We start from the raw sequence: 17,200 nt of genomic DNA, 5'->3' as shown, positions 1-17,200 counted from the left end.
TCGGGCGGTCGTCCCGGGCTCCGTCGCGCGGCGTCCCGCACGCCTGCGGAGGGCTCGCCTCAGCTCGGGCCGGCGTACCGGATGGAGGCGGTGGCGCCGCCGCCGCGCAGGTCGTCGCGCCAGGCGAACAGACCGGTGCGCTCGATCCCCACCGTGTCGGAGCCGTCACGGTTGAAGTCCCCGCTGATGCCCCGGTCCGACGGGCTCCCGAACGAGACGGCCGTCACCGGACCGCTCGGGTCCTGCCCGTTCAGCAGGTACCGCATCCGCTCGCGGCGCACACCCGGGCTGTCCTTGCCGTCACCGTCCCAGTCCCCCGCCATGGGCACGTCCCCCGGAGCCCCGAAGTTGACCTCCTTCTCGTAGCCCCCACCGCTCAGGGAGCCCCGCAGCAGCCACCGGCGCCCGGACACCACGCCCACACCCAGCTGCCCGCCGCCCCAGCGACCGACCACCGGGACCTGGCTCGCGTTGCCGAACACGAAGTAGTGGTCCGCACCACCGCTGGAGTGGCTGTTCCGCAGGTGCCACTGACCCGCCCGGTAGATCCCCACCGAGTCCTTGCCGTCACCGTCGAAGTCCCCCACCACCGGCAGGTCCCCCGCCTTGCCGAAGCGGTACGTCACCGCGGTCGTCGGACCCATCCGCAGCGAGACCACCCCGTCGCGGTACCACCCCACCTTGTCCCCACCACTGCCGTCCCAGTCCCCCACCAGCGGCACACCGGTCGTCGGCACCGCCACGACCGGCGTCGGCGTCGGCGTCGGCGTCGGGGTGCGCGGGACGGCCGGCGGGCACGGCGAGGTGTTGCGCCCCGAGTAGGCCGGCGCCGCCTCCCCCACGTAGACCTGGCAGGGCCCGTAGTCCTGCCCGGTCGCCGTCCTGCCCCTCCAGAAGGAGGTGCGCCCCATGGCGCCGTCCCAGGTGAACGAGACGTGCACGTGGTCGCGGTGGGGGCTGGCTCCCGTGTACGCCTTCCACGTCTGGTTGTAGCTGCCCCAGATCTTGCGGTCCCAGATCACGTACATGACCCCGAGCCGGCGCGCGTTCCCGGCGGGGACCCCCTCGGCGTCCGGGCCGATCAGCCACCCCAGGAAGGCCTCGACCTGCGCCGCCTCGGCGGGCTCGCCCGCATCCCGCATCCAGTCGTAGGCGCGCCCCTCGGAGTGCTCCGTCCTGGACGAGGAGCAGGCTCGCGTGATGCCGCCCGCGTTGGCCCCGTAGGTGCGGTCGAGCAGCGCGCGGAACGCCTGCGCCCCCGGGCGCTCCACGGGGTCGCAGGAGACCTGCGGCACGTAGCGGCCCAGCTCCTCCGGCGCCGCGGTGTACGTCGAGACCGGGGCGGGGACGACCGCAGCCGCGGCCGCCGCCGTGGTGGACGCCTCGAGCTGCCCGACCTCCACCGCGGGCAGGGGCGCGGACGGCGGCTCGGCGGACGCCGCCGCGGGGGCGACGACCGACGCGGCGACGAGGGTCGCCATCGCCGCGGCGACGCGATGCCGGCGGCCGCGACGTCCCCGCGCGGTCATCCGGCGTACCGGATGGAGGCGGTGGCGCCGCCGCCGCGCAGGTCGTCGCGCCAGGCGAACAGACCGGTGCGCTCGATCCCCACCGTGTCGGAGCCGTCACGGTTGAAGTCCCCGCTGATGCCCCGGTCCGACGGGCTCCCGAACGAGACGGCCGTCACCGGACCGCTCGGGTCCTGCCCGTTCAGCAGGTACCGCATCCGCTCGCGGCGCACACCCGGGCTGTCCTTGCCGTCACCGTCCCAGTCCCCCGCCATGGGCACGTCCCCCGGAGCCCCGAAGTTGACCTCCTTCTCGTAGCCCCCACCGCTCAGGGAGCCCCGCAGCAGCCACCGGCGCCCGGACACCACGCCCACACCCAGCTGCCCGCCGCCCCAGCGACCGACCACCGGGACCTGGCTCGCGTTGCCGAACACGAAGTAGTGGTCCGCACCACCGCTGGAGTGGCTGTTCCGCAGGTGCCACTGACCCGCCCGGTAGATCCCCACCGAGTCCTTGCCGTCACCGTCGAAGTCCCCCACCACCGGCAGGTCCCCCGCCTTGCCGAAGCGGTACGTCACCGCGGTCGTCGGACCCATCCGCAGCGAGACCACCCCGTCGCGGTACCACCCCACCTTGTCCCCACCACTGCCGTCCCAGTCCCCCACCAGCGGCACACCGGTCGTCGGCACCGCCACGACCGGCGTCGGCGTCGGCGTCGGCTTGGGGGTCGGGGTCGGCGTCGGCGTCGGGGTCGGCGTGGGAGTCGGGGTCGGCGTCGGCGTCGGCGTGGGAGTCGGGGTCGGCGTCGGGGTCGACGACGCCTCGATCAGGCCGGCAGCGGTCGACCGGATCGTGGCCATCTGCGAGCTGAGGTAGATGCCGGGGCAGGAGGTGTACCCGACGTCGAGATGGCGGAAGACCCGCGGCAGCGTCACGCTGCGCCCGCTGGCGTACTTCGCCGTCCCCCCGGCCGACGTCAGCGTCGTCGTGCCCTCGGGGTCGAGCCCGCGCTCGCCGAGCTTCCAGGCGACGACGGAGGCGATGCTCTTGACCATGGCCGAGCTCGGGCGCTCGGTCTCGTAGTTGCCGAGGGCGGAGACGCCCATCGTGCTGGTGTTGAAGCCGGACGCGTGCGCGCCCACCGGCATGGACGTGATGCTGCCGCGACGGCCCTCGTAGACGTTGCCGAACTTGTCGACGACGAAGTGGTAGCCGATGTCGGACCAGCCCTGGGTCTTCGTGTGGTAGGCGTAGATCGACCGCAGCTGGGCCATGGCCCCCGCGGCGGTGCTGTAGGAGTTCGACGACGCGGTGTGGTGCACGGTCATCGCCGTGACCCGGCTGTTCTGCGAGGCCGTCCGCGCGTAGGACTCGTCGGCGCCCCACTGCGCGCGCGTGATGACCGCGGGCCGGGCGGAGGCCGCCGTGACCGTACCGGCGGACGCGGCGGAGAGGGAGCCGGCGCGCGCGGAGGCCGCCGCCCCGGTGCCGCCGTCGACGAGCGCCACGCGGACGTCCTCGGGAGCCCGCCCGGTGGGCGAGTCGATGCGGACCTGCACGGCGTCGGCGCCGTCGGTGAGCAGGGGCTCGGTGCCCGCGATCTTCGCGGACCGCTCGTACTCCTCCGTGCCCGGGGTCGGGCCGCCGTCCTCGACCGCGAGGGTCTCCCACGCGCTCCAGCCGCCGGCCTCGCGCACGCGCACCTCGACCTGGACGTCGCCGGAGGTCGCCGGGTCCCAGGTGACGCCGACGAGGTTGAACTCGTCGACGGGGGTGGGGGCGGTCAGCAGCTCGGGCGCCGCTGCGGCTCCCTCGGCGGCCCGCAGCTCGGCGAGCGCGTCGCGGTCCACGCCGGCGACGTCGACCGTGCTCTCGGTGGTCTCCACAGGAGCCGTCTCGACGGCGACCCGGCCCGCGGCGGTCTCCACGGTGGTGGGCGCGGCGGTCGGTGCCGCGGCGACCGCGGGGCCGGCCAGGACGACCATCGGCAGGGCGACCGCGGCGCACCCGGCGGTCGCGACCAGCCGGCGGGAGAAGGTGGGATGCATGGGTGGTGCTCCTGTCACGTGGAGGGGGGCTCGTCCGTCCTCCGACATGTCGTCACGCCCCGAGAGCCCCTTGAGGCGCGTCACCGGGACAGCCCCCAGGCCTGCACCGCACGCCCGCCACCGGCCGTGGCGACGTGCACGACGCCCTGCCGGCCCACGCCCGGCAGGTCGCGACCGGGTGCGACCCAGGCGCCCGAGACGGGGCTGTCCGAGTCCCTCCCGAGCACCACGGAGCCGGCGCCCGACAGGTGCGCCGTGCGCCCGCGGCGCACCCCCGGCTCGTCGGTGCCGTCGCCGTCCCAGTCACCCGGTGCGGGGACGTCCGTGGCCCGCCCGAAGACCGCGCTCGCGGTCGGGCTCCCGGGCGACGCCGCGGACCGCAGCAGCCAGCGGCTGCCCTGGACCACGCCGATGCCGTCCGCCGGCCCACCGGCCCACCGGCCGACCACCGGCCGGTCCCCGGGGCTGCCGTAGGTGAAGGTCCGCAGCAGCGCGCCCGTCGACCCGGCGTCGCCCAGGTACCAGCGACCGGACGCGACGACGCCGATGCTGTCCCGCCCGTCGCCGTCCCAGTCCCCGACCACCGGCACCCCGGCGCTCGGCCCGAAGCGGACGCGCCGCAGGTCGCCGTCGCGCCCGCGCAGGGTGAACACGCCGTCGCGCCACCACCCGACCTCGTCGAGCCCGTCGCCGTCCCAGTCGCCCGCGAGCGCGACGCCCTGCTCGAGGGACGTGGTGCTCACGGTGAACCCGCTCGAGCGGACCGCCGGCGCGACGGTCGCGAGCCGGTCCCTGGCCTGCTGCCCGGTGAAGGCGGCGCGCGTGCGCACCCCGCCCCGCACGCCGGTGACGACGACCCCCTGCGCCCGGTCGGCGCTCCCGCGCGGCGCCACCGCGACCGCGTCGACGGCCGTGAAGCCGAAGGCGCGGGCGACCTGGTCCCAGCTGAGCTCGACGGTCCAGCTCCGGTAGGGGTTGCTCGAGGCCGCGTCCCACCTGCTGTCGTCGACGGGCCGCAGGTGGGGCACCGGGGACGAGCCCCAGACGTAGGCGTTGCCCTCCGACCACCCGCCGTGGGAGGAGGCGTAGAGGAGGTCGCGCGCGACGGCGCCGGAGGCCGTGGTCATGACGGTGCCCGACGTCCCCGTCGAGGTCTCCGCGACGGCTCGGGCCAGGTTCCCGCCGTGGCGGGCGTCGGTCTCCTCCTGGTCGGCCCCGAGCCACACCTGGTCGGTGGTCGTGGGCTGGACGACGTACGCCCCCTCCGCCGGGCGCCACGTGCCCACCAGGTAGCTGCGGGCGGCGACCACCTGCGCCGCCTGCGCCGCGACGGGCCAGGAGACGGGCATCTCCCCGAGGCCCCGCAGGTACTTCTGGACGGCGGCGCCGCGGGCGTCGTCCACCATCAGCTCCGCCACGGCCAGGCCGGAGGAGCTGCCGGTGAAGCGGGTGGTGTCCCCGCTGCTGCGCCGGACGAGTCCCGCGGCGCCGCTCGCGGCCCAGGTGCTCGTGCGGGTGACCACGCCGCGGTGGTCAGCCACCAGTGCCGCCCCCGCCGCCGCGGCCAGAGCCGGCACCGCCGGCGCCGAGGCGCCCGTCCCCGCGCGGACGAGGAGGCCGCTCCCCTGGCGGGCCACCGTCCACGTCGAGCCCGCCGGCTGCACCACCGCGGAGCTGCCGGACCTCCAGGTGACCGCTCCCGACTCGGCCCGGACCTCCGCGCGGCTGCCACCGGTGAGCATCTGGACCTGCACGCGACCCGCGAGGGCCTTGCTGCGCGGCTCGAGGCCCGGGTAGTACGTCCGGAGGATGGTGCCGGCGGAGCACCCGAGCAGAGCCGCCCCGCGGGCCCCGTACTGGCTCATGCCCATGCCGTGGCCGTACCCGTGGCCGTGGACGACCAGGTCTGCGCCCGGCGAGCCGGCGGCGTCGGCGGCCGGGGTCCCGCCCGGGGCCGGGCACCCCGAGGCGGCCTCGGCCGTCCCGCTCCCGGCAGCCGTCGCCAGGGGGACGGCCAGCAGCACCGCCAGCAGGACGCCGCCCCAGCGCCCCGCTCCCCGGCGGGGCCCCGGGCCGCGGCCCCGGGCCGGTCGCTCGCTGCGGACGGGGGGACGGTGGCCGGTGAGCTTCGCGCTGGGCATGGCGCTGGTTCGGCAGATCAGGGGGCGGCCTGGACGGCGCCTCCCGCGAGAGACCGGGACGGCGCAGGCGCCGAGCCCACGCGAAGCTGCCGGCGGGCGGGGAGGCCGGCGGTGCTAGGGCTAGGACTCAGGGGAGCTGAGCCTCTGGGGGGGCTAGGGCTGGGCGCGTCGGCGGTGCGCCCTGACCGCGGCGTCGAGGAGGACCTCGGCCCGCGCCAGGAAGGAGTGGTCCCGCGCGACCCCGCGGGCGACGCGCACGCGCTCGTCCTCGCCGGGGAAGGCGGAGGCCCCCTGCCGGACGAGCGACACGAGCTCGGCGGGCTCGCGGTAGGTGCGCACCAGGCCGCCGAACAGCTCCTCGACGCCCTCGACGTGGTCGCTGACGACGCGCGCGCCCGCTGCGGCGGCGTCGAAGAGGCGGTTCGAGACGAAGCCGAGGCGCCGCATGTCGTCCCAGTGGTCGTTGAGGACGACCCCCGCCGACCGGTAGAAGGCCGGTACCTCGGCGTTGGCCACCCGGAGCCCGCGCACGAACCCGGCGGGCACGCGCCCCTCCCATCCCCCGCCGTAGACGGCGAGCTCCTCGCCGGCCTCCACGAGGTGGCGGACCACCGGCCGGTGCACGCCCCGCGAGTTGCCCACGAAGAGCACGGGGTGGCCCGTGTCCGGCTCGGCGGCGTCGGGGGTGAAGCGGCTCGGGTCGGTGGCCTGCAGCAGCGGGAGCACCTCGCGGCCCCACGCCGCGGTGGCCGTCCGGGCCCAGACGGCGCTGGCGGCGAAGGCGGCGTCGACGCCGTCCACGTCCTCGGCGGTGACCATCTCGGGGTGGCTGATCACCCACAGCAGGTTGACGGCGCCCGGCTGGGCGGGCAGCGGCAGCTTGCCCCGGATGGAGAGCGTGACGTCGTCCAGGGGCGTGCTGGGGCGCCACAGCGAGGCGCGCCCGTCGAGCACCACCTCCTGGCCGAGGGCGGTGAGCGCCGACTGGAGGGCCTCGGCGAAGTGCAGGTCCCCCCAGTGCAGGCCCTCGACGCCCGGCGGCGTGGCCGTGCGCACGGCCCAGCGCAGCCGGGGCGCCGCCTCCCGCACCGACCCCACCAGCGCACGAGGACGGCTGACCACGGGCTCGGGGACGCGCAGCGGGAGCGGCACGCCCTTGACCCACCGGGGGGCGTAGTGGGTGACGCGCAGCCCCGCGGCCTCCCACAGCGGCCGGCCGTCCGCGGGCTCGCGGCCCGACCAGCGGTCGAGGAAGGCCCGCCGCCCCGCGGCGAGCCGGGCCGGCGTCGCCACCTTCGCCGGCACCTGCCGGACCACCTCCGCGGTGGTGACCACGACGGTCCGCCCGCCCGTGCTCGCGGCGAGCCGGAGCCCGAGGTCGGCGTCCCAGAGGACGTCGACGAGGAGGGCGTCCGCGCCGCGCACGGCGACGAGGTCGGCGGTCCGGGCCATCAGGGCGCCGCCGTCGACGGACGGCACCTCCCGCACGGGCCCGAGCCGTCGGGCGTCCTCGCGGGGGTGCCCGTGGAGCAGCGGGGACGGCAGCACGCCGCGCTCGGGGAAGACCCACCCCGCGCTGCGCACCACCTCGGTCCACTCCAGCAGCAGCGCCTGCGCGGCCGCCACTCCCGGCTGCGCCAGCACGCCGAGGAGGTCCTCGACGGCCCCCGGGGGCACCACGGCGTCGGGGGCGAGGAGCAGCACGTGGTCGCCGGTGGCCCGCGCGAGGCCGAGGTTGGTGCCGAGGGCGCTGTGGACGTCGTCCGGCGCCGGCTCGACGACGATCCGCGGGTCGGCCAGGGAGGCCGCGGCGAGCAGCCTGGCGACCGACGGCCGGGTCGACCACTCGACCAGGACGACCTCGGCGTCACCGCGCCACGGGCGCCCGGCGACGTCCTCGGCCCCGGCCCGGGGACCAGCGGCCTCGGCCGCGGCGTCGGCCGCGGCGAGCAGGCTGCGCGCGGCGGTGAGCGGCTCCAGCCAGTCACCGCTGACGACCACGACGGCGGACACCCGGTCGGCGACCCGGTCGGCCGCCGACAGCGCCTCCCAGTCGACCAGGTGCTTGCTGCGCACGACGTCCTTCCACGAGTGCAGCTCCCGCACCGTGACCCGGTCCGCTCCTTGGGCGTCGTCGTCGTAGACCACCCCGACGAAGGGGAGGTGGTGCAGGCGTGAGCGCTTCCCGAGCCGCCAGACGAGGTCGTAGTCGACCGTGCGGCGCAGCGAGGCGTCGAACCCGCCGACCTCCTCGAAGAGCGCGCGCTCCACGACGAGGACGTTGAGGTCCACGTGGTTGCGGACCGCGAAGTGGTCGACCTGCGCGTCCAGGGCGCGGAAGGTGGAGCCGCGCGCCGAGCGCAGCTCCGACGTCGCGTAGCCGACGGCGCCCCCGGCGGCGGCGAGGTCGGCCAGGGCCGTGCGCAGGAAGTGCGGGGTCCAGGTGTTGTCGGAGTCCAGGAAGGCGAGGTAGCGGCCCCGGGCCCGGGACGCGGCCAGGTTGCGGGACACCGAGATCCCGACGTGCTCGCCCGGCACGACGACGATCCGCGGGTCCTCGGCGGCGAGCTCGGCGAGCACGGCGCCGGTGCCGTCCGTCGAGCCGTCGTCGACGACCACGAGCTCCCAGTCGTCCGTCGTCTGCGCCTGCAGCGAGGCGATCGCGGCGACCACCGTGGTCGCCCGGTCGTAGACCGGCATCACCACGCTCACGAGCGGCGAGCCCGGAGGGGCGCTCGGCAGCGGGGCGGCCGCGGCCGCGGCCACGTGCGCCGCGTCCGCGGCCCAGTCGTGCGAGGAGCTGACGCGCGGCGCCGTGCGCACCCGCTCCCCGGCGGCGCGCTCCCTCATCGCCCCCGCGACGCGGTCCAGCAGGTCGCCGTACCGCAGCGGCGGCAGGCCCGCGCGCTCGCGCGAGCGCCGCACCTCGGCCGGCACCGGCAGCTCGGTCCCGCGGTCGGCCACCGCGAGGAAGTGGCCCAGGGCCCCGACCGGGTGCTCCGCGGCCTCCGGGTGCTCCGCGAGCCAGGCGTCCGGCTCGAACAGGGGGTGCGGCGACACGCGCGCCCCGGCCCCGTGCCGCAGGTAGGTGGCCAGCGGGTCGCGGTCCGCCTCCCGCCAGGTCTGCGGCAGGTACCACTCCGGCTCGAACAGCGGGCAGGGGCTCAGCCCCGCGAAGCGCCCGCGCAGGACGTAGTGCGCCGCGGCGGAGGCGTCGGAGTCGAAGGTCCTGCCCGCCTGGAGCTGGTACCAGGCGCGGTCGACGAGGCCGCTGCGGAGGACGTCCGCGGCGGAGCTCGCGCGGTAGGCGCCCTTGACCGCGGGCCGCGCCGAGCCCGACGCCGCGGCGGCCCGTCGCAGGACGGTGCGCAGGTCGATCACGCCGCGACCCCCCGGCGTGCGCCCCGGCGCGCGGGGTCCTCCGGCGCGACGCGCGCCAGGTGGGCGCGGACTCCCGCCATGGCCCCGGGCTGGGCCTGCTCCAGGGCCGACAGCATGCGCCGCCGCCCCACCCCCTCGGGGTCCTCGACCAGGACGTCCAGCCGCACGTAGGGCAGCGCGCCGTCCAGCGCTCGGTACCAGCACACCGCGGCCGGGTCGAGCAGCCGCACCGGCGGGTGCCGCACCGACCTCAGGGCCTCGGCCCGCCTCTCGCCGGTCCTGGTGACGGCGCGCCCCAGCTCGCGGCGCAGCGCGCGCCCCCGCGTCCGCAGCCGGTCCCGCCCGCTCGGGAGGAACAGGGGCTCCACCTGCCAGCCGGACGCCGCTGCGGCGCGGCTGAGGTTGCGCTCGAGCAGCTGCGGCGCCGCGGCGGCCCGCAGCCCGCTCCCGACCCCGGTCCAGAACGCGCGGAGGGGCCCCGAGCGCAGGACGTCGCCGCCGACGTCGAGCAGGTGGCGCGACAGGTGCGGGCCCGACGCCGTGACCCCGCGCAGCGCCCCCGGGCGCGGGGGGCCGAGCACGTCCGGGAGGGGGCGCAGCGGGCCCACCAGCCCCTCGTCGGCGAGGACGACGCGGTCCAGGGCGCGCTGGTCGCCCAGGTGCTCGATCCCGGTGCGCCACAGCGACCACTCCCCGAGGGCGTCGACGTCCCGCACGAGCTCGCCGTGGAGCGCCAGCTCGCGCTCCGCCTCCGGGCGCAGCGGCGAGGAGCTGACGACGACGACGCGGTCGACCACCTCCGCCAGCGCGCTCAGGTGGCGCAGGACGTGGGGGGCGACCAGGCCGTGGGGGTCGCTGTGGGCGAGGAGCGCGGCTGAGGGCATGGAGGAGCACCACCTGGGTGAGGGGAGGCCACGCATCGTAGGCGAGGTCGCCGCGGGTGGCGGTGCGCCTCGTGGTGGCGGCGTGGTGGCAGACTCCCGCACTGCCGTGGGCGGACCGCCCCAGCACCATGCGACGAGCGTCCCCGGGCGCCGGGACCCGGCGGAGAGGAAGCGAGTGAGCGACGACCTGGCCGTCATCGGCCTCGGCTACGTGGGGATGCCCCTCGCCCAGGAGGCGGTGCGGGCCGGCCTCGGCGTCGTCGGGCTCGACACGTCGCCGGCCGTCGTCGAGGGCCTCACCGCCGGCCGCTCCCACGTCGACGACCTCAGCGACGCCGACCTCGCCGAGATGCTCCGGGGCGGCTTCCGCGCCACGTCGGACGCCTCCGTCCTGTCCGGGGCCGCTGCCGTCGTGATCTGCGTGCCGACGCCGCTGTCGGAGGAGGGCGGGCCGGACCTGCGGGCCGTCGAGGCCGCGGTGGACGCGGTCGCGCAGCACCTGCACCGCGGCCAGCTCGTGGTGCTGGAGTCGACCACCGCGCCCGGGACGACGGACACCCTGGTGCGCAGCAGGCTCGAGGCGACCGGCCTCGTGGTCGGCGAGGACGTCCACCTGGCGTTCTCGCCCGAGCGCATCGACCCGGGCAACGCCGTCCACCGCTTCCGCAACACCCCCAAGGTCGTCGGCGGGTCCACCCCCGCCTGCGCCGAGCGGGCGCAGGCCCTGTACGGCCGTCTCGTGGACGAGGTGGTGGTGGCGCGGTCGACCCGCGAGGCGGAGATGTCCAAGCTGCTCGAGAACACCTACCGGCACGTCAACATCGCCCTGGTCAACGAGACGGCCAAGTTCTGCCACGAGCTCGGCATCGACATCTGGGACGTCGTCCGCTGCGCCTCGACCAAGCCGTTCGGCTTCCAGGCCTTCCGCCCGGGCCCGGGCGTCGGCGGTCACTGCATCCCGATCGACCCCACGTACCTGTCGTCCGCGGTGCGCGCCCAGCTGGGCTACCCCTTCCGCTCCGTCGAGCTCGCGCAGGAGATCAACCAGTCGATGCCGGGCTACGTCGCCCGGCGGGTCCAGGACCTGCTCAACGACCGGTCGCGAGCAGCGCGCGGCGCGAAGGTCCTGCTCGTGGGGACCACGTACAAGGCGGACGTCGCCGACCAGCGCGAGTCGCCGGCCCTCGGGCTGGCGGCTGCGCTGCTCGCGCTCGGCGCGGACGTGGCCCACCACGACCCGCTGGTCCCGACCCTGCGGGTGCGCGACGTCGTCGTCCCCCACCACGACGACCTCCTCGAGGCCGCCTCGAGCGCGGACGTCGTCGTCCTGCTGCAGCCGCACTCCCGCCTGGACCTGCCGGCGCTGTGCCGCGCGGCGCGGACCGTGCTGGACACGAGCGGCAGGGCCCCCGCCGCGGCGTCGGTGGTGCGCCTGTGACGGGTGAGCAGGTCCCGGCCGCGGAGGTCGCCCGGCGCGCGGGCCTGCCGCGCCTGGGCGGTCGCCCCCCGCTCGTCGACTACTCGCGGGACCTGTGGGAGCGGCGGGCGCTGCTCGTGGAGCTCGCGCGGTCGCGCTTCCGCGCGACGAACGAGGGCACCCGGCTCGGCATGGCCTGGGTCGTCATCCGGCCCCTGCTCAACGCCGCCGTCTACGGGCTGGTCTTCGGCCTGCTGCTCCCGGCCGGCACGCGGCCGGACAACTTCGTGCCGTTCCTCGTCGTGGGCATCTTCGTCTTCCAGTTCTTCAGCGGGTGCCTCAACGACGGGGCCAAGGCGATCACCGGCAACCTCGGCCTCGTGCGGACCCTGCGGTTCCCGAGGGCGCTCCTGCCCCTGGCCTCGGTGCTCCAGCAGCTGCTCGCCCTCGGGCCGATGATGGTGGTCGCCGCCGTCATCTGCGTCGTCTTCGGCGAGCCGGTGGGGCTGCGCTGGCTCGGTCTGCTGCCGGCGCTGCTGCTGCTGGCCACCTTCAGCGCGGGCGTCGCGATGATCGCGGCGCGGGCGACGCTGCACATCCGCGACATCACCCAGCTGCTGCCCTTCGTCACCCGGCTGCTCTTCTACACGAGCGGGATCTTCTACGCCGTCGACCGCGTCGGCCTCCCCCGTGCCGTCGAGGTGGTGGCGCTGCTCAACCCGGTGCACGTCTACATCGCGCTGTCCAGAGGGGCTCTGGTCGAGGGCCAGGCCGTCGACGGGTCGACGTGGTGGCTGGGGGTCGGCTGGGCCCTCGTCGTCCTGGTCCTCGGGTACCTGTTCTTCTGGCGCGCCGAGGAGAGGTACGGCCGTGAGTGAGCCGACGGCACCGGCCCCGGAGGTCGCCGGCCGGCGACCGACCGTGGTCGTGGACGACCTGCACGTCGACTACACCGTCCTGGCGGGCGGCCGGCGCGCCGACCGGGCGAGGGGGGTCGCGCAGCGCCGCGGCGCGCTGCGCCGATCCCGCGTCGTCCACGCCCTGCGCGGGGTGAGCTTCACCGCCCACGAGGGCGAGAGCATCGGGGTGGTCGGCCACAACGGATCGGGCAAGAGCACGCTGCTGCGGGCGGTCGCCGGGCTCGCGACGCCGACCCGCGGCGCCGTCTACGCGGACGGGCAGCCCACCCTGCTCGGCGTGAACGCGGCCCTGATCAACGACCTCTCCGGCGAGCGGAACGTCATCCTGGGCGGTCTCGCGCTCGGGATGGACCCCGACGAGGTGCGCGAGCGCTACGACGACATCGTCGAGTTCTCGGGCGTCGGCGAGGCCATCGACCTGCCGATGGCGACCTACTCGTCCGGGATGGGCGCGAGGCTCCGCTTCGCGATCGCCGCCTCCGCGGAGCACCGCGTCCTCCTCGTCGACGAGGCGCTGGCCGTGGGGGACGCCGAGTTCCGCCGGCGGAGCGAGCAGCGCATCCGCGAGCTCCGCGAGCGCGCGGGCACCGTCTTCCTCGTCAGCCACTCGATGGGCTCCATCCAGCAGACGTGCGACCGGGCCCTGTGGATCGACCACGGGCAGCTGCGGGCCGACGGCCCCGTCGACGAGGTGCTGCCCGCGTACAAGGACTCGACCCGGTGACGACCGCCGCCCGGGCGCTGCGGGTCCTCGTCGTCACGGTGGTGCACGACCCGGAGGACGCGCGGGTCCGGCACCGCCAGCTGGTGTCCCTGCTCGAGGGCGGCTGCGAGGTCACCTACGCAGCCCCCTTCACCGCGTACGGGCGCACCCCGCCACCCGGGGTCGAGCCCGTGGACCTGCCGCGGGCCGTCGGGCGTCGGCGCGCCCGTGCCGCCCTGGCCGCCCGCCGCGTCCTGCGCGAGCGGGGGCCGCACCACGACGTCGTGCTCCTGCACGACCCCGAGCTCCTCCTCGCGGTCCTCCCGCGGCCGCGGGGCACGGTCGTCGTCTGGGACGTGCACGAGGACACGGCCGCCGCCCTGTCGATGAAGGCCTGGCTGCCGGCGCCGCTGCGCCGGCTGCTGCCGGCGGTCGTCCGCGGCGCCGAGCGCCTGGCCGAGCGCGGCGTGCGGCTGACGCTCGCCGAGACCGGCTACCGGGAGCGCTTCGGGCGCGAGCACCCGGTGGTGCCCAACAGCGTGCTCGTGCCGCACGAGGACCTCCCCGCGCCGGGGGCGGACCGGGTGGTCTACCTGGGCCGCGTCACCGGGGCCCGGGGAGGGCTCGACCTGGTGGAGCTCGGGCGCCTGCTCGCGGGCGAGGTCGAGGTCGAGGTCGTGGGCCCGGCGGACGGCGACGTGCGCGAGCACCTGCAGCGGGCCCACGACGCCGGGCACGTCCGGTGGCGGGGCTTCGTCCCCAACGACGAGGCGCTGGCCGGGCTGCCCGGGGCGCTCGCGGGCCTGTCGCTGCTCCACGACGAGCCCAACTACGCGCACTCGCGACCGACGAAGGTCATGGAGTACATGGCGCACGGCCTGCCCGTGGTGACGACGCCGACGCGCGCCGCCGTGGAGCTCGTCGAGCGCGCCGGCTGCGGCGTCGTCGTCCCCTTCGAGGACCCGGCCGCGGCGGCCGCGGTGGTGCGCGACCTGCGGCGGGACGCGGTGCGGCGCAGCGCCCTGGCGCAGGCCGGGCGCGCGCACGCCCTCGCCGAGCTCGACTGGCGCCTGGACGGCGCGCGCTTCGTCGACCAGCTCCGGCGCTGGGCCGACGCCAGGTAGGACGGGGCGCGGCGGCGGGTCCGCCGGGCGGCGGCCTCAGCCGGTGCGGGTCCCCGGCTCGGGGGCGCGCGCGAGCCGCCGCGGGCTCGTGAGGAAGCCCGTCCCCCAGGACACGTGCATGAGGCCGTACACCCCGGCGAGCGCGAGCCGCCCGCGCACCCCGAGGCCGCCGCCGAGGAGCGCGCCGCCGCCCACGAGCAGCGCCGCGTAGCCGCCGGGGAGCAGCAGGGCGGGCCGCCAGCGCACGCCCACGACCGCACCGGCCAGCGCCCCGAGGACGGCGACCGGCGGCGCCAGGTACCGCGGCGAGACGGTGGTCGCGTCCCGCCGCACGATGGCCCGGCGCCAGCGCCCGTAGTGGAAGTACTGCCGCGCCAGCGCCTGCGGCGTCGAGCGGGGCCGGTAGGACACGCGCAGCCGCGGGTCGAACCACACGAGCCCGCCGGTGCTGCGCAGCCGGTGGTTGAGCTCCCAGTCCTGCGCGCGCAGGTAGTGCTCGTCGTAGCCGCCCACCCGCTCCAGCGCGCTCCGGCGGAAGACGCCGAGGTAGACCGACTCCGCCGGCCCGGCGGACCCGCCGGTGTGGAAGGGCGCGCTGCCCACGCCGAGCTTGGTCGTCATGGCGCGCGCGACGACGGCCTCGAACCACGTGCTGCCCTCGGCCGCCATCACCCCCCCGACGTTGTCCGCGCCCGTCGCGAGGAGCGACTCGACCGCGGAGGCCACGTACCCCGGGGGGAGCATCGAGTGGCCGTCCACGCGCACGAGCACGTCGTGGCGGGCGCGCGCGACCGCGGCGTTCAGCCCCGCCGGCGTGGCGCCGCGGGGGTCGGGGTTCTCGACGACGACGACGCGTCCTCCCCCGACCGCGGCCAGGCGGTCGGCGACCTCGCGGGTGCCGTCGGAGCTGCGGCCGACGGCGACCACGACCTCGAGGTCGCCGTCGTAGTCCTGGGCCAGCGCCCTGCCGACGCTCTCCTCGAGGTGGCGCGCCTCGTCCAGCACCGTCATCACGACGGAGACGGCGGGGGCCGCAGCGGCCCGAGGACGGGTGCGGTGCTCGGCGGTGTCAGCGGGGTCCATGGCGGCGCTCACGGTAGCGTCCGAGCCCATGCGAGGGATCATCCTGGCCGGTGGCACCGGCACGCGCCTGTGGCCCATCACCCGTGCGATCAGCAAGCAGCTGATGCCCGTGTTCGACAAGCCGATGATCTACTACCCGCTGTCCACGCTGATGATGGCGGGGATCCGCGAGGTGCTGGTCATCACCACACCGGAGGACTCCGACGCCTTCCGCCGGCTCCTCGGCGACGGCTCCGAGCTCGGCATGGAGATCTCCTACGCCGTGCAGCCGAAGCCCGAGGGCCTGGCCCAGGCGTTCCTCATCGGGGCGGACTTCATCGGCGACCAGCCCGTCGCCCTCGTCCTCGGCGACAACATCTTCTACGGCACCGGCCTGGGCACCGCCCTCAAGCGGCTCACGGACGTCCGCGGCGGGCACGTCTTCGCCTACCACGTGAGCAACCCGCGGGCCTACGGCGTCGTCGAGTTCGCCGACGACGGACGTGTGCTGTCCCTGGAGGAGAAGCCCTCGGAGCCCAAGAGCTCCTTCGCCGTCCCCGGCCTCTACTTCTACGACGCCGACGTCGTCGACATCGCCCGCGGCATCCGCCCCAGCGCCCGCGGCGAGCTCGAGATCACCGCCGTCAACGACGCCTACCTGCAGCGCGGGGACCTCACGGTGTCGGTGCTCGAGCGCGGGACGGCCTGGCTCGACACGGGCACGGTGGCCGACATGATGTCGGCCTCGGAGTTCGTCCAGGTGGTCGAGGCCCGGCAGGGCTACAAGATCGGCTGCATCGAGGAGATCGCCTGGCGCGAGGGGTGGATCGACGACGCCCAGCTGACGGCGCTCGCCGAGCCCCTGCGCAAGAGCGGGTACGGCGAGTACCTGCTGGGCGTCGTCGCCGGACGGTGAGGGGCGGGCCGGCTCCTGCCGGCCCCGCCCCTGCACCTCATCTCTCGACCCGGACCACGCCGAGGAAGTCGCCCTCGTCCCGGAAGGGGCCCCCGGCGACGGGGATGTCGGTCGAGCGCCCGTACTGGAAGGTGAGCGAGCTGCTCAGGCGCCCACCCGGCTCGCCGGCACTGACGAAGAAGGTGCTGCTCCGGCGCACGGCGACGGTGTCGCGGCCCGCCTCGGTGAAGTCACCCGCCACGGCGACGTCCGACGCCCGACCGAAGCTCGAGACGCTGACCCCACCTCCGCCGTCGACGTTGTCGGAGGCGAAGTGGATCTCGTTCCCCCGGCGCAGGGCGATCGTGTCGACCCCGTCCCCGTCCCAGTCGCCGACCAGCGCCTGGTCGCTCGCCCGGCCGAAGGCGAAGGACGTGGCCGCGCGGCCCCGGGTGTCGGCGAACGGCTCCGCGGACAGGAAGAACCGGTTCCCCCGGCGCACGGCGAACGTGTCCTGGGCCGGGGCGCCGTCCTCGGCGAGACCCCAGCTGCCGCAGAGCGGCTCGTCGCCCGCGCGGCCGAAGGACACCTCCCCGTCGGTGGACGCGACGAACCAGCGGCCTTCCGAGAAGCCGTAGACGATCGCACCGTCGTCCAGGTCGCTGATGTCGCACAAGAGCGGCACCGCGTCATCGTCGATGGTGCCGACGTCGTTCTCGAAGACGGACCGGCTGCGGTCCTGGGGATCTGCCAGGTAGACGTCGTAGGAACCGGGGGCGGCGAGGGCCGGTCCCGCGGAGACGACGGCCGCCACGGCCGCCGTGGTGGCCGCGACGACGACGCGGGGTGCGGTGCGGTGCATGGGTGTCCCTTCCTGGGTTCGCCGCAGCCCGGACGGGCCGCTGCGCCAGCATGCACGACCTCGGTCGGTGCTCACCGGCGAACTCGCACCCCGCCGAGGAGACGTGGGTCGTCCTCGTGGTCCGGGCCTGCGCCGCGCGCCGGCCCCGGAGCTCTCCGGTGGTCTCGCCGGGGTGGGGTCCGCGGGGCGTCTCCGGCGTCGTCCGCGGGCGTCAGCACCCGGCAGGTGCGGGGCGGGCCGGCTCGCGCCGGCCCG

12 protein-coding genes are annotated in these 17,200 nt (G+C 76.3%); 5 read left to right on the top strand and 7 right to left on the bottom strand.

The window, feature by feature from the left end; all coding sequences use genetic code 11:
* Positions 1-59 precede the first annotated feature (59 nt).
* From Q0848_RS02575 to Q0848_RS02555, 5 genes are all read right to left on the bottom strand, one after another.
* Positions 60-1,481: a hypothetical protein gene (locus tag Q0848_RS02575; RefSeq protein WP_299034354.1), complete on the bottom strand. Its 1,422-nt coding sequence runs from the start codon at positions 1,479-1,481 to the stop codon at positions 60-62.
* A 44-nt stretch (positions 1,482-1,525) separates the two neighbouring features.
* Positions 1,526-3,556 (bottom strand): N-acetylmuramoyl-L-alanine amidase, encoded by a 2,031-nt coding sequence (locus Q0848_RS02570; protein ID WP_299034352.1) that lies wholly within the window; start codon positions 3,554-3,556, stop codon positions 1,526-1,528.
* Between the two features lie 80 nt (positions 3,557-3,636).
* Positions 3,637-5,697 (bottom strand): SpoIID/LytB domain-containing protein, encoded by a 2,061-nt coding sequence (locus tag Q0848_RS02565; RefSeq protein WP_299034350.1) that lies wholly within the window; start codon positions 5,695-5,697, stop codon positions 3,637-3,639.
* A 153-nt stretch (positions 5,698-5,850) separates the two neighbouring features.
* Complete coding sequence (locus tag Q0848_RS02560) at positions 5,851-9,078, bottom strand: glycosyltransferase (protein WP_299034348.1); 3,228 nt, start codon at positions 9,076-9,078, stop codon at positions 5,851-5,853.
* A complete protein-coding gene (locus Q0848_RS02555) occupies positions 9,075-9,962 on the bottom strand; it encodes a hypothetical protein (protein WP_299034346.1) in 888 nt (295 codons plus the stop codon). Before Q0848_RS02555 ends, Q0848_RS02560 begins: the two co-directional genes overlap by 4 nt.
* A 175-nt stretch (positions 9,963-10,137) precedes the next feature.
* On the opposite strand from Q0848_RS02555, the gene Q0848_RS02550 reads away from it, so the two are divergent.
* Genes Q0848_RS02550 through Q0848_RS02535 form a run of 4 tightly spaced genes read left to right on the top strand, consistent with a single transcriptional unit; the run spans position 10,138 to position 14,126 of the window.
* A complete protein-coding gene (locus Q0848_RS02550) occupies positions 10,138-11,400 on the top strand; it encodes a nucleotide sugar dehydrogenase (RefSeq protein WP_299034343.1) in 1,263 nt (420 codons plus the stop codon).
* Complete coding sequence (locus Q0848_RS02545; protein WP_299034341.1) at positions 11,397-12,257, top strand: ABC transporter permease; 861 nt, start codon at positions 11,397-11,399, stop codon at positions 12,255-12,257. Before Q0848_RS02550 ends, Q0848_RS02545 begins: the two co-directional genes overlap by 4 nt.
* Complete coding sequence (locus Q0848_RS02540) at positions 12,250-13,023, top strand: ABC transporter ATP-binding protein (RefSeq protein ID WP_299034339.1); 774 nt, start codon at positions 12,250-12,252, stop codon at positions 13,021-13,023. Before Q0848_RS02545 ends, Q0848_RS02540 begins: the two co-directional genes overlap by 8 nt.
* Entirely contained in the window at positions 13,020-14,126 is a 1,107-nt protein-coding gene (locus tag Q0848_RS02535) for a glycosyltransferase family 4 protein (RefSeq protein ID WP_299034336.1), read from the top strand. The genes Q0848_RS02540 and Q0848_RS02535 overlap by 4 nt, the downstream gene beginning before the upstream one ends.
* 36 nt (positions 14,127-14,162) lie before the next feature.
* Here Q0848_RS02535 and Q0848_RS02530 read toward each other — a convergent pair whose 3' ends face one another.
* Positions 14,163-15,209 carry a glycosyltransferase family 2 protein gene (locus Q0848_RS02530; protein WP_299034333.1) on the bottom strand — a complete coding sequence of 349 codons (1,047 nt, stop codon included), beginning with the start codon at positions 15,207-15,209 and terminating at the stop codon, positions 14,163-14,165.
* A 28-nt stretch (positions 15,210-15,237) separates the two neighbouring features.
* On the opposite strand from Q0848_RS02530, the gene rfbA reads away from it, so the two are divergent.
* A complete protein-coding gene (gene rfbA / locus Q0848_RS02525; RefSeq protein WP_299034330.1) occupies positions 15,238-16,104 on the top strand; it encodes a glucose-1-phosphate thymidylyltransferase RfbA in 867 nt (288 codons plus the stop codon).
* A gap of 37 nt (positions 16,105-16,141) precedes the next feature.
* On the opposite strand, the gene Q0848_RS02520 is transcribed toward rfbA, so the two are convergent.
* On the bottom strand, positions 16,142-16,945 hold the full coding sequence (locus Q0848_RS02520) for a hypothetical protein (protein ID WP_299034328.1): 804 nt from the start codon (positions 16,943-16,945) through the stop codon (positions 16,142-16,144).
* Positions 16,946-17,200 lie beyond the last annotated feature (255 nt).

The organism is uncultured Pseudokineococcus sp. (assembly GCF_947495735.1).
Classification (GTDB): domain Bacteria; phylum Actinomycetota; class Actinomycetes; order Actinomycetales; family Quadrisphaeraceae; genus Pseudokineococcus.
This window is presented reverse-complemented; position numbering and strand designations above follow the sequence as displayed.